Origin of the sequence: Bacillus sp. es.034 (assembly GCF_002563655.1) — a bacterium.
Classification (GTDB): Bacteria; Bacillota; Bacilli; order Bacillales; family Bacillaceae_B; genus Rossellomorea.
This window is the reverse complement of record NZ_PDIY01000001.1, coordinates 2,014,188-2,029,618: the sequence shown is the minus strand read 5'-3', so window position 1 is coordinate 2,029,618 and position 15,431 is coordinate 2,014,188. Positions and strand designations below refer to the sequence as shown.

General features: G+C 43.9%; 15 protein-coding genes. 5 read left to right on the top strand and 10 right to left on the bottom strand.

The annotated features are described in order from the left end of the window. Window positions 1-102: 102 nt before the first annotated feature. The 6 genes from ATG71_RS10215 to ATG71_RS10190 all read right to left on the bottom strand — a co-directional run bounded on the left by ATG71_RS10215 (window position 103) and on the right by ATG71_RS10190 (window position 7,994). On the bottom strand, window positions 103-795 hold the full coding sequence (locus ATG71_RS10215; protein WP_098439505.1) for a response regulator transcription factor: 693 nt from the start codon (window positions 793-795) through the stop codon (window positions 103-105). 218 nt (window positions 796-1,013) lie between these two features. After that, a complete protein-coding gene (locus ATG71_RS10210) occupies window positions 1,014-2,582 on the bottom strand; it encodes a SagB family peptide dehydrogenase (protein ID WP_098439504.1) in 1,569 nt (522 codons plus the stop codon). A gap of 18 nt (window positions 2,583-2,600) precedes the next feature. Further along, window positions 2,601-4,541, bottom strand: a complete 1,941-nt coding sequence (locus ATG71_RS10205; protein ID WP_098439503.1) for a TOMM precursor leader peptide-binding protein — start codon at window positions 4,539-4,541, stop codon at window positions 2,601-2,603. Further along, complete coding sequence (locus ATG71_RS10200) at window positions 4,538-6,445, bottom strand: putative thiazole-containing bacteriocin maturation protein (RefSeq protein WP_098439502.1); 1,908 nt, start codon at window positions 6,443-6,445, stop codon at window positions 4,538-4,540. The genes ATG71_RS10205 and ATG71_RS10200 overlap by 4 nt, the downstream gene beginning before the upstream one ends. 137 nt (window positions 6,446-6,582) lie before the next feature. Beyond that, entirely contained in the window at window positions 6,583-6,846 is a 264-nt protein-coding gene (locus tag ATG71_RS10195) for a heterocycloanthracin/sonorensin family bacteriocin (protein WP_098439501.1), read from the bottom strand. Window positions 6,847-7,052: 206 nt separating this feature from the next. After that, window positions 7,053-7,994: a DHH family phosphoesterase gene (locus tag ATG71_RS10190; RefSeq protein ID WP_098439500.1), complete on the bottom strand. Its 942-nt coding sequence runs from the start codon at window positions 7,992-7,994 to the stop codon at window positions 7,053-7,055. Between the two features lie 93 nt (window positions 7,995-8,087). On the opposite strand from ATG71_RS10190, the gene ATG71_RS10185 reads away from it, so the two are divergent. Beyond that, window positions 8,088-8,393 (top strand): YtpI family protein, encoded by a 306-nt coding sequence (locus tag ATG71_RS10185; RefSeq protein WP_098439499.1) that lies wholly within the window; start codon window positions 8,088-8,090, stop codon window positions 8,391-8,393. Window positions 8,394-8,437: 44 nt separating this feature from the next. Here ATG71_RS10185 and ATG71_RS10180 read toward each other — a convergent pair whose 3' ends face one another. Both ATG71_RS10180 and ATG71_RS10175 read right to left on the bottom strand, forming a co-directional pair. Next, on the bottom strand, window positions 8,438-9,757 hold the full coding sequence (locus ATG71_RS10180) for a DRTGG domain-containing protein (protein ID WP_098439498.1): 1,320 nt from the start codon (window positions 9,755-9,757) through the stop codon (window positions 8,438-8,440). Between the two features lie 108 nt (window positions 9,758-9,865). Next, window positions 9,866-10,108: a hypothetical protein gene (locus tag ATG71_RS10175; RefSeq protein WP_098439497.1), complete on the bottom strand. Its 243-nt coding sequence runs from the start codon at window positions 10,106-10,108 to the stop codon at window positions 9,866-9,868. A gap of 1,174 nt (window positions 10,109-11,282) precedes the next feature. Here ATG71_RS10175 and ATG71_RS10165 point away from each other — a divergent pair. After that, the gene (locus ATG71_RS10165; RefSeq protein ID WP_098439496.1) at window positions 11,283-12,053 is read left to right on the top strand and encodes a hypothetical protein; all 771 of its coding nucleotides are present in this window, start codon (window positions 11,283-11,285) and stop codon (window positions 12,051-12,053) included. A 2-nt stretch (window positions 12,054-12,055) separates the two neighbouring features. Continuing rightward, a complete protein-coding gene (locus tag ATG71_RS10160; protein ID WP_098439495.1) occupies window positions 12,056-12,517 on the top strand; it encodes a hypothetical protein in 462 nt (153 codons plus the stop codon). A gap of 178 nt (window positions 12,518-12,695) precedes the next feature. Here the strand turns inward: ATG71_RS10160 and ATG71_RS10155 are convergent, their stop codons facing one another. After that, complete coding sequence (locus tag ATG71_RS10155) at window positions 12,696-13,376, bottom strand: metal-dependent hydrolase (RefSeq protein WP_098439494.1); 681 nt, start codon at window positions 13,374-13,376, stop codon at window positions 12,696-12,698. 168 nt (window positions 13,377-13,544) lie between these two features. Further along, window positions 13,545-13,910: a winged helix-turn-helix transcriptional regulator gene (locus ATG71_RS10150; protein ID WP_098439493.1), complete on the bottom strand. Its 366-nt coding sequence runs from the start codon at window positions 13,908-13,910 to the stop codon at window positions 13,545-13,547. Window positions 13,911-14,102: 192 nt separating this feature from the next. Here ATG71_RS10150 and hxlA point away from each other — a divergent pair, with 192 nt between their 5' ends. Together hxlA and hxlB are read left to right on the top strand one after the other, a co-directional pair. Continuing rightward, window positions 14,103-14,735, top strand: a complete 633-nt coding sequence (hxlA, locus tag ATG71_RS10145) for a 3-hexulose-6-phosphate synthase (RefSeq protein ID WP_098439492.1) — start codon at window positions 14,103-14,105, stop codon at window positions 14,733-14,735. A 7-nt stretch (window positions 14,736-14,742) separates the two neighbouring features. Continuing rightward, window positions 14,743-15,300 carry a 6-phospho-3-hexuloisomerase gene (gene hxlB, locus ATG71_RS10140; protein ID WP_098439491.1) on the top strand — a complete coding sequence of 186 codons (558 nt, stop codon included), beginning with the start codon at window positions 14,743-14,745 and terminating at the stop codon, window positions 15,298-15,300. The last annotated feature ends 131 nt before the right edge of the window (window positions 15,301-15,431 follow it).

The window sequence follows — 15,431 nt, the reverse complement described above, 5'->3', positions numbered from 1 at the left end:
TTTTCCTCCTTTATTCACTTGTTCAATGGTCAGTTCTTTGAACACTCTTACAGTATAAGAAGGAAAACGTAAGAAAGTCTTAAGTCATTTCTTAAGAAAACCTTAAGTTTTGAGTTTATAGCCCATCCCCCAGATCGTTTCGATATACTCTTCATTCTGATTCGCTTTCGCAAGCTTACTCCTAATATTACTCACATGAACATTAATCGTATTGTCGTCCCCATAAAATGAATCCTTCCACACACTTTCAAACAAATTAGCCTTGGAAAAGACTTTATTGGGTGAAGACATCATGAGAAGCAGAATTTCATATTCCCTTGCCGTTAATTTGAGTTCAGAATCATTCACGGTCACTACCTTTGGATCCATATCCAGGACAATATCTTTATACATCAGCTGATTCGTTTCCTGAACCCCTGATAGATCGCGATATCTTCTAAGACATGAATCGATTCTGGCAGATACCTCATCCACATCGAAAGGCTTAGTAATGTAGTCATCTGCACCTGCTCTCAGCGAATTGATCTTGGTTTGCGTTTCAAGCTTTGCCGAAATGATGATAACCGGAACATGACTTTCTTTTGTTATCTTTTTTAACAGCTCTTCACCGCTTAAGCCAGGGAGCATCAAATCAATTAATACCATGTCCCATTTTTGGCTATCCAGATAGATGACTGCTTCCGTACCTGAATATGCTGGCTTAGGGGAGTAGCCGCTCTTGCTGATAATACTGCATAGTAAGCGATTTATATCCTCGTCATCTTCAATTATTAGAATGTCCACTGATTCTTTCAATTAAATCACCCTCAAAGTTATTACCTTTATCATTCATTGAAACCATGTTAATGTCAAATCATCCCTCTACGTAACAGGAATTGTGTCCATAAAAAACGTCTCATGGCCTGCCCACGAGACGTCCTTTTGAATGATTTTCCTTTAAAAAAGCCACGGGGACAGGCACCGCGGCACCAATTCAAAGAGCCAATGGACCTGTCCCCGCAACTCACTTCTCTTCAACTCATCAAACTCCCCCTCAACCAAGCCTTTTCCCGAAATGGTCCAATCGGAATCTGAATCAAGCTCGTTAGGTTCTCGGCTTCCAGCCTATAAATCCCATCCGTCACCGCTGTATCAAACCCAAGCAGCGGATGCCCCCCAAATCCGACCGCAGCCGAAGACAAGAGCAGTCGCTGAACAAGCATTCCCGCTTCCATCTGCATGATCCTGTACCCTCTGTATCCAAGAGAATCCTTGAAATAATCTTTGTTCCCGGTGATATGAAGGCACAACGGAACCTGAAGCAAGTTGACGTTATCCAGTGATAGCCCCGATTGCAGCTGGAGCCGATAATCCCCGGTACCGATTTCCCTTAGTGAATGGCGGACGCTGTCATATGCGTATGCGCCATTTGGTATGCCTTCTACGTTATACAAACAGCCGTATATGGTAATACGGGGTTCTTTACCGTCAAAAACGTTGTCTAGGTCACTTCTAAACCAGTATGAATGAGTTGCCCTTTTTAATAAAACCGCGAGCTGCTCCTGACTGACCTTCCCCATGACAAAATCCATCTCAGGGGAATGGCGCTTTTGGCAAGCTTCCACAAAATCATACGTACAATATTCAATCTCCGGAAGATGGATTTCTTTTTCTCCCCCTCTCATACCCGGTTGTTTTGCCACCTTTTGAAAATCACCGGTACAATCGAGTTTAGAAGCTTCATTCACCTCCAGTAACCTAGGAAACTCTCGAACCTTTTCAGATCTTTCATAATGTGTAAGAGAAATAGCTGGCAGCTCCCGGCATAATTCTTCAGCGGTGACTTTCCGCTCCATCCCCCTGCCACCCCAATTCGTTGCAGCAACCGAAAGCGGGATGACGGAATAGACGCTTTCCTCTCCCTCAGACAGTCCAAGCAAATGGTTGATAGGAGAATCGAGAAATTGAGCATACACCCCTGTCTCGAATCCGAACCGTTTGGATGTTTCCAAGAGCTGCCCCATCAAAACACCGGCATCGAGTCCCTGCAGCCGGTAGGAGAAGTTATTGTATTTAAAAAAATTCTTCCAGTATCTCACCGAAACGAAGGCAGTGGCAAAACATGTCGAGATCTCGCAGCGATTGCCAAGTGCCCGTTCCAAGTACGAATCAACATTCCCGTCCCGGAGCAGGACAAGTCGGTGGTGGGCGGCATCATAATGATAGATTCCTTGGGGCAAATCCTCGAGTTTCAAATAGAGATAGAGTTCATTCGGATACAGCGCCCCTCCGGATGGAGCAAACCGTCGATAGGAGTGGATGGGATACGACTCCTCCCCGAAGTCATCGGGATGCACCGACTGGCTTACTCCGGACATGCCGTAGACATACCAGAGAAAATGACCGATCCTTTCGACATCGGGTTTCAACGGAGGCTGCTCTCTTGTGAATGACAAGGGTACTTCAAGTGACAATGGAACAACCGGCAAACCCCGGTACAGCTTATAGGGAAGGGGCGCATCCTCCCAGTCCACTTCCCAGTTTGGCTGATTGGCCCGGTTGATATCACATTGCAGATTGTGCAGAAATTCTTCCAGACTCATCCTCCTCACCTCCTCTGCTTAAGGAAACGGATGCGGTTTTTTATTGAGTTCATCAAATGTCAATGGCCGGTCCCTATATCCCAGTTCCGCCGGTACGTTCAGGACCCTTTCCAATCCTGTCAGTCGGGTGAGATGATGCCCGAATGTCATGGGAAGCATGCCGGGAATCAGGACTTTCACGCAGTATAGTCCGTTCTTTTCAAGTTCTGGTGCGGTTTGGTCCACAACGATGACATCAAGGTTCCGGCTTCGGAATCTTTCAAGAATATCCTTCAGGTCATCCGTCAGATCCGCATGACGGGAATTCCATTTGAACTCCTCCTGGAAACTTCTCAGAGGACGATCCTGTAAAAAGCTGAAACGTTCCTCAGCCTGGGGCAGTCCGTACAGCATGCCGTGATCATCCATCTGCCTTACGAGTGAATCATCGTAAAGCATCTTTTCATAGTTCGCTCTGTTCTTTTCCAATTTCTCATCGAGATTCAGCATCATCCCGGCGAGTTCCTGTATCGCGCTCTTTGCCGCTCGTACTGGATCCAGATGGGCACCTGCGGCGAGTATAAGATTCAACCCGGTATCCTTCCTGTTCTTAGCCATGGCAAAAACACTTGGGATTCCGTGCTCCATGGTGGAGTTATATAAATAAAGATCATACCCTGCGACGGCCCGCATCCGTTCGATCATTAGCTGCAGTTCCTCGTCCTCTGATGTAAAAGGATCGAGACGAGAAAGACCCAGTTCTGCATACCAGGTCATTAGGAAAGAGTCCCGTTCGACGACCTCCATGATTCCGTAGAAAATCGCTTCCTCTCTGCTTCCCCCAAGGGCACAGCCGTTGGACGTTTCATAGACAAAACCGGAGGATCCGCACCCCAGACTGTAGTAAGCAAGGAGCTCTGGGACAAGAATCGACCGCTCTTCCATGAGTGAGTATCCCCACACCCAGTCGATTTTCCTATCAGGATCAAACTTTTCGAAAGGGAAACCAGGCATGACATACTGTTCATCGTTGTGCACGCCGACCTCTAATGGATTCAATGCATGTGCTGACAACTGTCGGTAGCTTTCATGAACAACCGTCCGTTTGCCCCGTGCCTCCAATCCGCAGTGACGTTCCAATCCTTCAAGGATGGCCGTCAGCTCGCTGTCTGAGTAAGCTTGAGTCCGTCCCGCCGTCCCTTCATCCCCGGAGAACATCGGCATATTGACGCTCGCATCGGCAAAAGGCGTCACCAGGTCATACATCTTGCTGTTAAAAAGTCCGGTACGGTTATCCAGATAATCGTTTACAAGAACTGATTTCAATTCATCCAAAGGAGTACATCTGAAACTATCGGCACGGATTTTCGGGCTGGGGTTGAGGGTAACACGGGCTAGTTCCGCCGAATCGTCTGGCACCTGGCTACAATTCGGACATAACGAATCTGGTACGAACGAGTGCCAGGAACTGTTCAATGTTTTCAATTCGGTCAAACACACCCGCCCATGGGAATGGGGCTTTGCACCTTCGAGGACCCGGTAAGCTTCTGCAGTGATGATGTGAGCCATATGGGATAATCCGATATTCGAAGCCCACGGATCTTTTGTCATTCCACCTATTTCAGCGAGTTTCCCCTGCACCTCCCGCATCTCATGCCGTTCCTTTCCTCCAAGGAGACGTCTCAGATCGGCACATTGGGAGCATCCCGGTGTGTCGGGCTGAACCAGTGGTCCGATGACCCCCTCTCCAAACGAGACGAAGCCTCTCAGCCATGGAACCTGCGTCCCCCTCATCACTTCTTCTGCCATTTGATGGACAGCTGGATTCCATGCATCATCCAACACCAGTACTAAAGCTGTATTTGCCGGGAAGCTCGTTTCAATGGTCTTTTGCCTAAAAACGGGATACCGGGCTGACAATTGCGCACAGACACGGTCCGAAAGCATTCCCTCCCCCACGATCACTACGAAAGAATTCATTGCACTTCCTCCTCTCGCAGCAGCACACCAAATACACCTTCCAACTCCTGTCTGAATACAGGTTCAATAGCCAGTTCATACACCGTTACCTGTTTCTGATTCACTTTCAAAGTGTTAAGAGCTTCTTTCAGATGATAAGACTCGATCCGATCTTCTCCCTCCGGAATGATGATTCTCTGTACATTATCTTTCTCCAAAGCAACGGCAACAGGATGTGCCTCGAATGCATCCGTCCCGTTCTGGGCTTGAAAGAGTGCTTGCTGCAGAGAGTTCCTCAGCGCCATAGTGATCGTGAAACCTGTATTTCCGTACCAGCCATCTCTTCCCCGAGCATAAACAACCGGAAATCCATGCAGATCTTCCCCTAATCCGATGTCAGTTTCCTTTTGCATGGTGGTCAGTGCCTTTAGATAAAAACGGCATGTTTCATCTTCCACCGCCTCTAGTTCAAGACGAGAAATGATGTTCTTTTGAACGGATTCCCTTTTTCTCAACTCATCCGTCAAACAACTCTGTAGACCGCGGCCCACGCATTCTGCAAACGTCACCCCTGTAGAGACCGCCATGGGTTCACCAGTATCACGTGGGACCATCATGCTTCCCAGCCTTGAAGCGTATCTCTCTATTCCCCTTAACCCGGCTTCGCGACGTGCCTCTGCATGGGTCAAAGCACTGCATACCTCCGCATCCAACAGTTCTGCCGGACCTTCAGAACGTCCGTCAACAGGCTGCACACGGCATTGAGCCAACGGAAGCTGCTTCGTATCCCCTTCCTGCCATACATGAAAGATCCCTGTTTCTTGGGACGTGAGCAAACTGAAGAAATACAGCAGTTTTTCAGGATCAGACCTTTCTGACACCTGGTCCAGACGGGTTTCAAGATTCAGCACAGGTTCAGCCCCGAGTCCTGTTTCCAGGGGATGTGGTAAAAAGGAATGCCAGCTTCCTTCAAGTGTTTCGGTATCCAGTAGAAAGAGCCGGTTTCGCTGATCCGGTTTTGTTACTCCTGTCATCTCTTTGAATAGTTCAAATGTAATCATGTTCGCAATCATCGCACCAGGCACCGCCGACTCAGCATGACACTCCCCTTGTTTTCGCAAGGCAGTCCCGTGGAGACGCCTCCATGCAGATTCCCATCCCGCCTCGGAATCAGGATGTATGATAGGTCCTGCGATACACTTTTGCTTGTGACAAATCGCCGGAATCAACAGCTTTTGATCTGCCCTGCTAATGGCATGAAGAAGGTCGAGTTCCTCGAGGTTTTCGTTTTGAGTTACATATACAATCGAATCATAAGGCCTTATAGTCTCCCGCCATCCGGATTCACTGAATCCCACTTCATGAAGCTCTACCTCGAAATCGTTTTTACGGGCATGGTCCACAAGTTCAACGAGCCGCTTTCTGTTCGTAGGTACCTCATCGGTCACAAGCACCTGCACCTTCGCCAAGCCGGATTCAATAAGTGATGAAACCAATGAAGTCAGAAGAGGACCAGACCCAACTGCCAGGACGTTCCCATGACGATAGGTTTCAAACCGTGAAGCACCTGAGTCTGCCAAACTATCGACGAACTCAATCTGTGATGCGAATTTTTTCACTGCGTGTCGAGGCAGGTCATGTGGCAGGTCCCTGCTTACGTCCCGAACAAATCCATTCTTAAGCAACACCTCTGCTATTTCCATGACCCTATTTTGATAAGGTTCAGGCAGTCCGTTTGTCAAATATTCAAGGGAGTACTCCCCATTGAACATCGGCAAGAGCTTCTCCACCCATTGATCAATGCCGCTTCCCTCCATACGGAAAGAGCATAGGTTATTTCGGAAATACACACCGCTGTCCCGATCTGGGAGGTAAAACGTATCCCTCTTCACTTTTAAACGCATAGAAGGGTTCAATTTTTCCATAGCGCTCCTCCTAACCCCCGCTAATCTTACTTGTAATTTGGCTGTCATTATCATCGTATGAACTTCAATTTGTCCCTTATGTATAAAATAAAGACCCCTGCACACTCGCAGGGATCCGTTTGAAACCGATATTTTCCTTAACGACCGCAGCGTCCGCATCTGCCGCAACCGCCACATCGTCCTCCTCCACCACAGCGGAAGCATCCTCCGCAACCACCGCAACGGAAGCATCCACCACACCCGAAGCAGCTAAAGAAGCATGCGAATCCAAAACCGAAACAGCCTCCAAAAAAAAGTCGTTCGTCATTCGGATCATACATATTCTGATCCCAGGAAACGGGCTGTGTTGCCTGGAAATCACCTACATTCAAATTCTGAAGTTCATTATGAAAATTATTCATATCCTCATTACCTCCCAAAAAAAGTACCATAAGGCTTTCGTAACGAATTGACATGGAGTTTCTATTAGGCAAAAGCACAATAAATGTGAATCATCCTCAATAATTTATGTTCGGTTGCTGGGTGTTGTGACTGGTGAAGAAGCCTAGATTGGGATTGATTATTTTTGCACAAAAAAAAGCCGGCATCCGCCGACTCTTCATAAAACCTATTGATGATTCCTGCACACTTCCCGTAGATCCTTCATCACTTCTTCTTTCTCTCCCCATGAATAAATGGACGCCCCTGCAGCCAGGGGATGTCCGCCGCCGTTGTATTTCTTGGCGATGGTGTTGATGACAGGACCCTTCGAGCGAAGACGAACCCTGATTTGATCATGTTCTTCAATAAAGAAGACCCATGCTTTCATGCCTTTTACATTCCCCAATGTACTGACAAGAAGGGAAGCTTCAGATGGTACGACGGCGTGCTCTTCGAGGATATCCTTCGTCATGACCATCATCCCGCAGCCATCCCCATCCATCTCGAAGTTTTGCAGCACATATCCGTTAAGCTTCGTGACGTTGGAATCGACTTCATACATTTTATTGAATAATTCGTTCCGGTCAAAATCATATCGGATCAACTCACCCGCAATGTCAAACGTCTTCTGAGTAGTACTTGGATACAGGAATCTTCCCGTATCGCCGACAATCCCTGCAAACAGGAGTCGTGCCCCTGAATCAGGCAATGTCAATCCTTTGTCTTTTCCGAACTGATAAAATTCATAAATCATTTCACTGACGGAACTCGCTGTGGTATCAATCCAGAGGTGATCTCCGTATGCATCCTCGTTTGGATGGTGATCGATCTTCACAAGCTTGTCACCGAGTTTGTAGCGTCGGTCACAGATCCGTTCTTCGTTGGCCGTATCGCAGACAATGATCAGGGCCCCTTCGAATACGGAATCTTCGATAACATCGAGACGCTTTAAGTAATGAAGGGTTTCCTCTTCTTTTCCGACGGCATAAATGTTTTTCTCAGGGAAAGAGGCTTTCAGCATTTCCACGAGTCCTCCCTGGGATCCGTATGCATCCGGGTCGGGGCGGACATGTCTATGTACAATGATCGTTTCATATTGTTTGATAAGGTTCAGGATTTGTTCTTTCATGAGAATCTCCTTTGTGTTGGAATTTATATTTGGCATTCTGCTCCGTTATCTGTAAAATAGTAGCGAGAGATGTCAACGATGGAGGACAAAACTATGTATTTTCTCGCATTACTGATCGTCGTCACGTTCACGTTCTATGTCTTTTATAAAATAAGACAAGTGCGGACACGACGACCGATGGAAAAGAAATGGTTATCGGCTAAAGCAAGCATTGCCCTTGGGCTGTTCGTTGCCCTGTTTGGGATCAATCAGCTGTTTTTATTCCCTGGTACGCTGACGTATGTCATCGGCGCGCTTTTCATCCTTATTGGACTCGGAAGCTGCTGGGCTGGATATAAAATGTACAAGCATGTGCTCCCTTTTGCACAGAGGGAAGCTAAGGAACTGGATAACCAATAAGGTATTTGAAAGACTAGAACCCAATCTAGTCTTTTTTTTACGGATTAATGCCTGTCGATCAGCTGACAAATCATCAGGGATTTCCCCATTAATACCCCTTCGTTATATACCTCTACATCCACTTTACCAAATTTCCTCCCGACGTCGAGTACCTTTGGATGGATTTCGAGTATGCTTTCCATTTGGACAGGCTTGATAAAGTAAATAGTCATGTTTTCGATGACGAGGTCGCCTTTTTTGTACGGCTTCAGTGCACGGTTGGCGGCTTCTGTCATTAAGGTGGTGAATACACCATAGGAAAGCGTTCCGATTCCCGTTGTCATCTGCGGTGTGACGGCAAATTGGTAGATTTCTTTGTTGTCTTTCTTCTCCCCGACTACTTCTACTGCGTTTGAAATGAGGTCATCGATCGTCTCCCCGACCTGCGGCTGACGCTGGATCATTTGCAGTGCTTTCAAAACGTCCTGACGGCTGATGATCCCCTGCAGCTTGTTCTGTTCATTGACGACGGGAAGTAATTCGATCCCTTCCCAGATCATGATATGGGCGGCGGATGCGACACTCGTATTCGGGCTGACCGTGATTGGCTGCTTCGTCATGATCTTATCGATGCCTGCATACTTTTCCTGGCCCATGACGTCTTTAGAAGTCACCATGCCATGGACTTTCAGGTTTCTGTCCACGACAGGGAAACGGCTGTGGAAAGTGTACTGATTCTTTTCGAACCATTCTTCCAACGTGTCATCCAAATGCAGATAAATCGTATCATCCACTTTGGTTAAAATGTCTTCCACTAACACGATCTCTTTTTTTATGAGCTGATCGTAAATGGCCCGGTTGATCATAGTGGCGACGGTAAAGGTGTCATAGGAAGTGGAGATGATCGGGAGTTCGAGTTCATCTGCGAGCTTCTTGACGTCTTCGTCTGCATCAAATCCCCCGGTGATTAGAACGGCAGCCCCTGCACGCAATGCATGTTCCTGGGCCTGGGTCCGGTTCCCGATGATCAAGAGGTTTCCGGCTTCCGTGTATCTCATCATGGCTTCAAGCTTCATGGCTCCAATGACAAACTTGTTGAGCATTTTATGCAGGCCGGATCTTCCACCGAGTACTTGTCCATCAATGATGTTGACCACTTCTGCGTAGGTGAGCTTTTCGATATTTTCTTTCTTCTTCTGTTCGATGCGGATCGTTCCGACGCGTTCGATGGTGCTGACGTAGCCTTTCGTTTCGGCATCCTTGATCGCCCGGTATGCCGTTCCTTCGCTGACGGTCAGTGCTTTTGCGATCTGGCGAACGGAGATCTTTTCTCCGACAGGCAGGGTATCTATGTACTCCAGTATTTGTTCGTGTTTTGTAGCCAAGCTTTTCACCCTTCTTTGTAACGTCCTACTTTATATGTTTATTATAATGTGAAAAGCACGGTGTTTCAATTTAATCGGGGCTTTGAGTGATACAAGCCCCGTTTTTCTTTAACCAAATGATCGTGATTTCACTTTACGAACAGGCTTCGATCTCAACTTCTTCCCCTTGCCTGTTCCTTTAGGTGTGTAAAGCAGGGCGGCGAGGTTTCCGGCCAGGACACAGGTGGCGAGTATGAGCCAGCCGATGGCGAAGGTTCCTTGGAGGCCTTCTGCAAAAATAGACATACGTGGGGCTCCGTAGTAAATGAGTGCCCCTGTGATGAGTAAACAGAGTATATAACGTTGTTTCAAACATTTCCCTCCTCTCTAGGCTTGTATCATGTATATGCGAGTGGGTGGAGGATGTTGTGTAAAGGTGAGAAAAAGGCGCGGTAATTGCAACCTAAGTAGTTTAGTTATTGGGGAGAAACATCTTTAATGACATATGAATTAGCATACCTTTTAGCTCATTAAATTAATTGGTTATTTTGTTGATGGTTCAAGACATTTAACATTATGTGGTAAAATGAACTTAGTGATTGCCAGTATGTTGACCTTCAATGAACGGGCTGGTAAACGAAATGCTAAGAATAATTAGAGGGTTTTAATTTATGTTTGGAGGAGAGATTAGCTTTGGAGTCTTTCATTATGCTTTTATTTGTCTTTATCTTATGCATTTGTATTGGTTCAACATTGAACATTCTTTTGAAAATGACAAATAAAGTAGATTGGCTGATAACTTTATTCATAAGTTTATGTATAGCAATTTTAGCTCAATTTTGGAATGTTATGTAGAAATAATCGGGCAGGATTATTAAGTAAGAGTATTCTTTTAATGGGGGAAGTACATATATGAGAAATAGACTTTTGCTAGTGGCAGTATTATTTTTTGTTTTAGGTTCAGCAATGGTTAATAGTATGGATTCGCTTGGTTACATATTCAAGTCCATTTTTTAAGGTATTTCTGCTACTGTTTTAATTGTGATAGGGTTAGTAAGTTTATATAGATTTCAAAAATAGTCAACACTAATACATTTAGAACTTCTTAAACGATCGGGACACTTAAGAGGAGGGTATAAGCGCAAATAACTACTTCCCAAAAGAAGAAATGCTATATGAGTTACAACGTAAACTGTTAACTCAGTTGGAGTCAGTTTCCTTTCCCTCCTGGTTTTCTTAAAATGGAAATAATAATAAATGGCACATACGAGCAACACTGCTCCAGATACTTGATATACAACTTCTAAGAAGCCAATCACAGAGGTATTTTCTTTGTTCAGTTAAAGGGCAGATTAATTGAAGACTAGGATCATTGAAGATAGCGAGACAATAGCTGAAGACACCACAAGTGATCTTCAGCTTCTTTTTTATTTTCTAAACAGTCGTAAATTGGTGGAAGATATCTGAATGTATAGTATGTCAAAGGTAGGTGAACCTAATAACACCATTATTTTTCTTGAATTATATTAGTGAAGGATGATAACCATTGGGGCTTCCAAATAGAAGAAAATTATATATTTTGAGATCGTATAGTAACAATTTTCTAAAATTAACAAATCCCTGGGTTGCTTTATGGTGGTCTGCTGCTTTTCCCGGGTTTGGATATATTTTATTGGGGGATTTTATATTAGGCTTTATTTTAATGCTGTTTGAACTGGTAGTGAATACTCTTGGGCATATAAACAGGAGTATTTATTTTTCGATGATCGGAGATTTTGAGCAGGCAAAGGAGGTTCTTGATAAGAGATGGTTTTTAGCTTATATGGCTGTTTATGTTTTTGTAATTTATGACAGTTATCGGCGGGCAGTTGAATACAATAAATCATATATATTGGCTTATAGGGAGAAAATTCAGGATTTAAATATATTTGATCTTGCCCCTTTAGGTATAGGTAACCTAGACAAAACTTCTCCTGCTAATTCAGTTATCTGGGCAGCCCTTTCAAGCGGGGTCTCATCTATGTATTATAAGAATATACCGAACCTGATTTTCAGCTTATTTTGGATAGGTTTACTCAGTTATAAGTCCAGACTACTTGAAGGTATTCATTATACTTTTATTATGGATTTTTCCAAGGCGAAAGAGGTATTGGAACCTCAGTGGCTTCTATTTTTTCCATCTGTTTATGTATTTGTTATATACCATACTTATATATTAAGCATCTACAATAATAAGTGTTATGACCTGACACTCTCCAGATTTCTGAAAAAGGATTTTCAAAAAAAAGACTTTCCTTTACCAATAAAGGAGGAATGAAATTGTATATTATTGCAAGTTTTGATTATTCTCCTGCATTAGAAATTGCACTGACGGAACTAATGGAGAATGAAATCCCTCAAAATCATATCCTCGCTCTTCCTTTAGACAAGGTAACAGAGTCACCACGTTTATTTGATAGCATTCATTATGCAGATGGAACCAGTCTGGTAGACCTTGCTGGAATATTAGGTTGTATTTTTATGCTTCTTGGTTCTATCTACGGTTTTGTTTTAGAATGGGGTCCAATAATCTGGGCTCTTATAGGGCTTGTTGCTGGGTTAATCACTGGATTTTTTATTAAGTGGATATATATCAAGGCAAAGTACAAAAGAAGTTTTAGCAAAAGTAAGGTAGAAGTATTTGTAATGATCTACATAGGAGACGAAAACAAAGTGCAAAAAATAAAAGAAATTCTATGGCAGCATAACGCCCAGGGATTGACAGTGTATCAAGGGATTTAAAAAACTTGATAAGAACCCTATTTCTCCAGCTAAAGGGGCTTTAATTAAATAAGAACAATAACAAAAGCTTGGGGTTCCCCAAGCTTTTTGTTATATCAGAAACGTATGTCACACAAGGTGAAATCTTATTGTTTTCACCACAGTATTTGAGCTACTTCATTTACACCGCTCTTACATGTTAAAATTCGATAACATCTCCAGCCTTCATAACCTGTCCCTCAGAATCCTCAAGCATCTCAACGAATTTATGCGGATCCTGCTTAATCGGCGGGAATGTATCATAATGAATCGGCACAACCTTCTTCGCTTTCAAGAAGCTGGCTGCCGTTGCCGCATCCTCAGGTCCCATTGTGAAATTATCTCCGATGGGTAGGAATGCCAAATCAATTGGATGGCGCTCCCCAATCAGTTTCATGTCGGAGAACAATCCTGTATCCCCTGCATGGAAAATGGTTTTTCCTTCAATCATTAGAAGAACGCCTGCTGGCATACCCATATAGATGATTTCATTTCCATCTGTGATGAGACCTGATCCGTGGAATGCCTGTGTCAGTTTCACTTTACCAAAGTCGAACTCATATGCTCCCCCAACATGCATCGGATGAGTTCTCACCAGTTGCCAGCTTAGGTAGGTTGCTAGTTCATGATTGGCAATGACCAATGAATCGTTTTTCTTCGCAAGTTCTACCGTGTCCCCTACGTGATCGTTGTGACCGTGTGTAAGGATGATGACATCTGGCTTTTCATCTTCCAATTTTAGATCTGTCAGTTCGTTTCCGGTGATGAATGGATCGATCAGGATCGTTTTTCCGTTTGTTTCGATTTTGACTACTGAATGTCCGTGATATGAAATCTTCATAATTTCTCTCCTCCAAATAAACTTATCTATTTTTCTTACTCTCGTATGCTATTTTATGTTATACCCGAATTTTTTAAAAATAAGCGAGTAGTGGCAATTAAGATGTTGTCTATACTCATATAAAACAGTAATAAAAAAACCAAGGTTGCCCTTGGTAAGAAAGATTATCTATTTTACAGCTGATTGATCATCCGTATCCTTTTCCAATACATTCTCAATATAATCTTTGCCCCATTCATACATAGCCTCTAAGATCGGTAACAGCTTTTCCCCATGCTCGGTGAGTGAGTATTCGACTTTAGGCGGGACGACAGGATACACTTCCCGGTGCACAATTAAATGATCTTCCAGTTCTCTTAATTGATTAACAAGCATTCTTTGAGTGATACCCGGCATAAGAGATTTTAATTCACCAAATCGTTTCGTTCCTTCCTTCCCCAGATGCCACAATATTAACATTTTCCATTTACCCCCGATTACTGCGAGGGTTAATTCTTTTTCACAGTTGAAATTCTTCTCTCCTAAATTTGGCATTTGCCTCAACTCTCCTTTATTCATCCAATAGTATACTTTTTATCACTATATGCGGTAAAAGTGCGTACTTTTAATTTATTTACATACTGAGTATACTAAACAGCATGCCAGTGAGTAAATAACTTTTCAGAAGGAAACATTTACTTCTAGCCGCTTAAACAAAAAAACATTTTCTATAAGGAGCGAATATAAATGAAATTACAATTAGCATTAGATCTTGTCGATATCCCAGGAGCCATTGAATTAGTTAAAGAGGTAGAAGAGTATATTGATGTTGTAGAAATTGGTACACCTGTTGTGATCAATGAAGGACTTAAAGCAGTGAAAGAAGTAAAAGCTGCGTTCCCTAACTTAACCGTATTAGCGGACTTGAAGATTATGGATGCAGCTGGATATGAAGTCAGTCAAGCCTCTGCTGCGGGTGCTGACATCATTACGATTCTTGGAACGGCAGAAGACGAGTCAATCAAAGGCGCAGTAGAAGAAGCCAGAAAACAAGGGAAACAAATCCTTGTTGATATGATTGCTGTGAAAGACGTTGCCGCCCGTGCGAAAGAATTGGACGAACTTGGTGCCGATTATATTTGTGTACACACAGGTTATGATTTGCAAGCTGTAGGAAAAAATTCCTTTGAAGATCTACACACGATCAAAAGCGTTGTAAAAAATGCCAAAACAGCCATTGCCGGTGGAATCAAATTAGAAACACTACCGGAAGTCATTAAAGAACAGCCTGACCTTATCATTGTAGGTGGCGGGATCACAGGCAAAGAAGATAAACGGGCGACTGCACGTGAAATGCAGGAATTAATTCACCAAGGGTAATGACACGATGAAGTCTACTCAATATTTAGCCAAAGTCGTTGAAGAATTAAGTCAAACGGTGCACTTAATCTCTGATGAAGAGGCAGAGAAATTAGTAAACCAGATTCTGGAATCCAATAAAATCTTTGTGGCTGGAGCCGGCAGATCTGGATTGATGGGGAAATCTTTTGTGATGCGCATGATGCACATGGGGATTGATGCCTATGTCGTCGGGGAAACAGTAACAGCTAACTTAGAAAAGGATGATCTATTAATCATTGGATCAGGCTCAGGAGAAACCAAAACGCTAGTGCCCATTGCTGAAAAAGCTAAAAGCTTGGGAGGTACCGTCGCAGCGATAACCATCTCTCCTGACTCAACCATTGGGAAATTAGCTGATTTCACCGTTACATTACCGGGAGTCACGAAAGACCAGTCCGAAGGTGATTACAAGACTATTCAACCAATGGGCTCTCTATTTGAGCAAACGATGTTGTTATTTTATGATGCCATCATTCTGCGCTTCATGGAGAAAAAAGGATTGGATTCTGGTAAAATGTATGGAAAACACGCAAATCTCGAATAGAGTAAAAAATACAGAAAAAGCCACATTTCAGTATGTGGCTTTTTCTGTATGCCCTCATTTTTCAAGCGAAGTATTGCACTCCATCAACGTTAGGGTATAACACCGAGAGCTTCAACATCTCTCCTATATTT

Coding starts and splice junctions, on each gene's coding strand:
- ATG71_RS10195 (WP_098439501.1), bottom strand. CDS start 6,846: ATGAATAATTTTCATAATGAACTTCAGAATTTGAATGTAGGTGATTTC.
- ATG71_RS10155 (WP_098439494.1), bottom strand. CDS start 13,376: ATGAAGATTTCATATCACGGACATTCAGTAGTCAAAATCGAAACAAAC.
- ATG71_RS10205 (WP_098439503.1), bottom strand. CDS start 4,541: ATGAATTCTTTCGTAGTGATCGTGGGGGAGGGAATGCTTTCGGACCGT.
- ATG71_RS10150 (WP_098439493.1), bottom strand. CDS start 13,910: ATGCCAAATTTAGGAGAGAAGAATTTCAACTGTGAAAAAGAATTAACC.
- hxlB (WP_098439491.1), top strand. CDS start 14,743: ATGAAGTCTACTCAATATTTAGCCAAAGTCGTTGAAGAATTAAGTCAA.
- ATG71_RS10185 (WP_098439499.1), top strand. CDS start 8,088: ATGTATTTTCTCGCATTACTGATCGTCGTCACGTTCACGTTCTATGTC.
- ATG71_RS10190 (WP_098439500.1), bottom strand. CDS start 7,994: ATGAAAGAACAAATCCTGAACCTTATCAAACAATATGAAACGATCATT.
- ATG71_RS10210 (WP_098439504.1), bottom strand. CDS start 2,582: ATGAGTCTGGAAGAATTTCTGCACAATCTGCAATGTGATATCAACCGG.
- hxlA (WP_098439492.1), top strand. CDS start 14,103: ATGAAATTACAATTAGCATTAGATCTTGTCGATATCCCAGGAGCCATT.
- ATG71_RS10200 (WP_098439502.1), bottom strand. CDS start 6,445: ATGGAAAAATTGAACCCTTCTATGCGTTTAAAAGTGAAGAGGGATACG.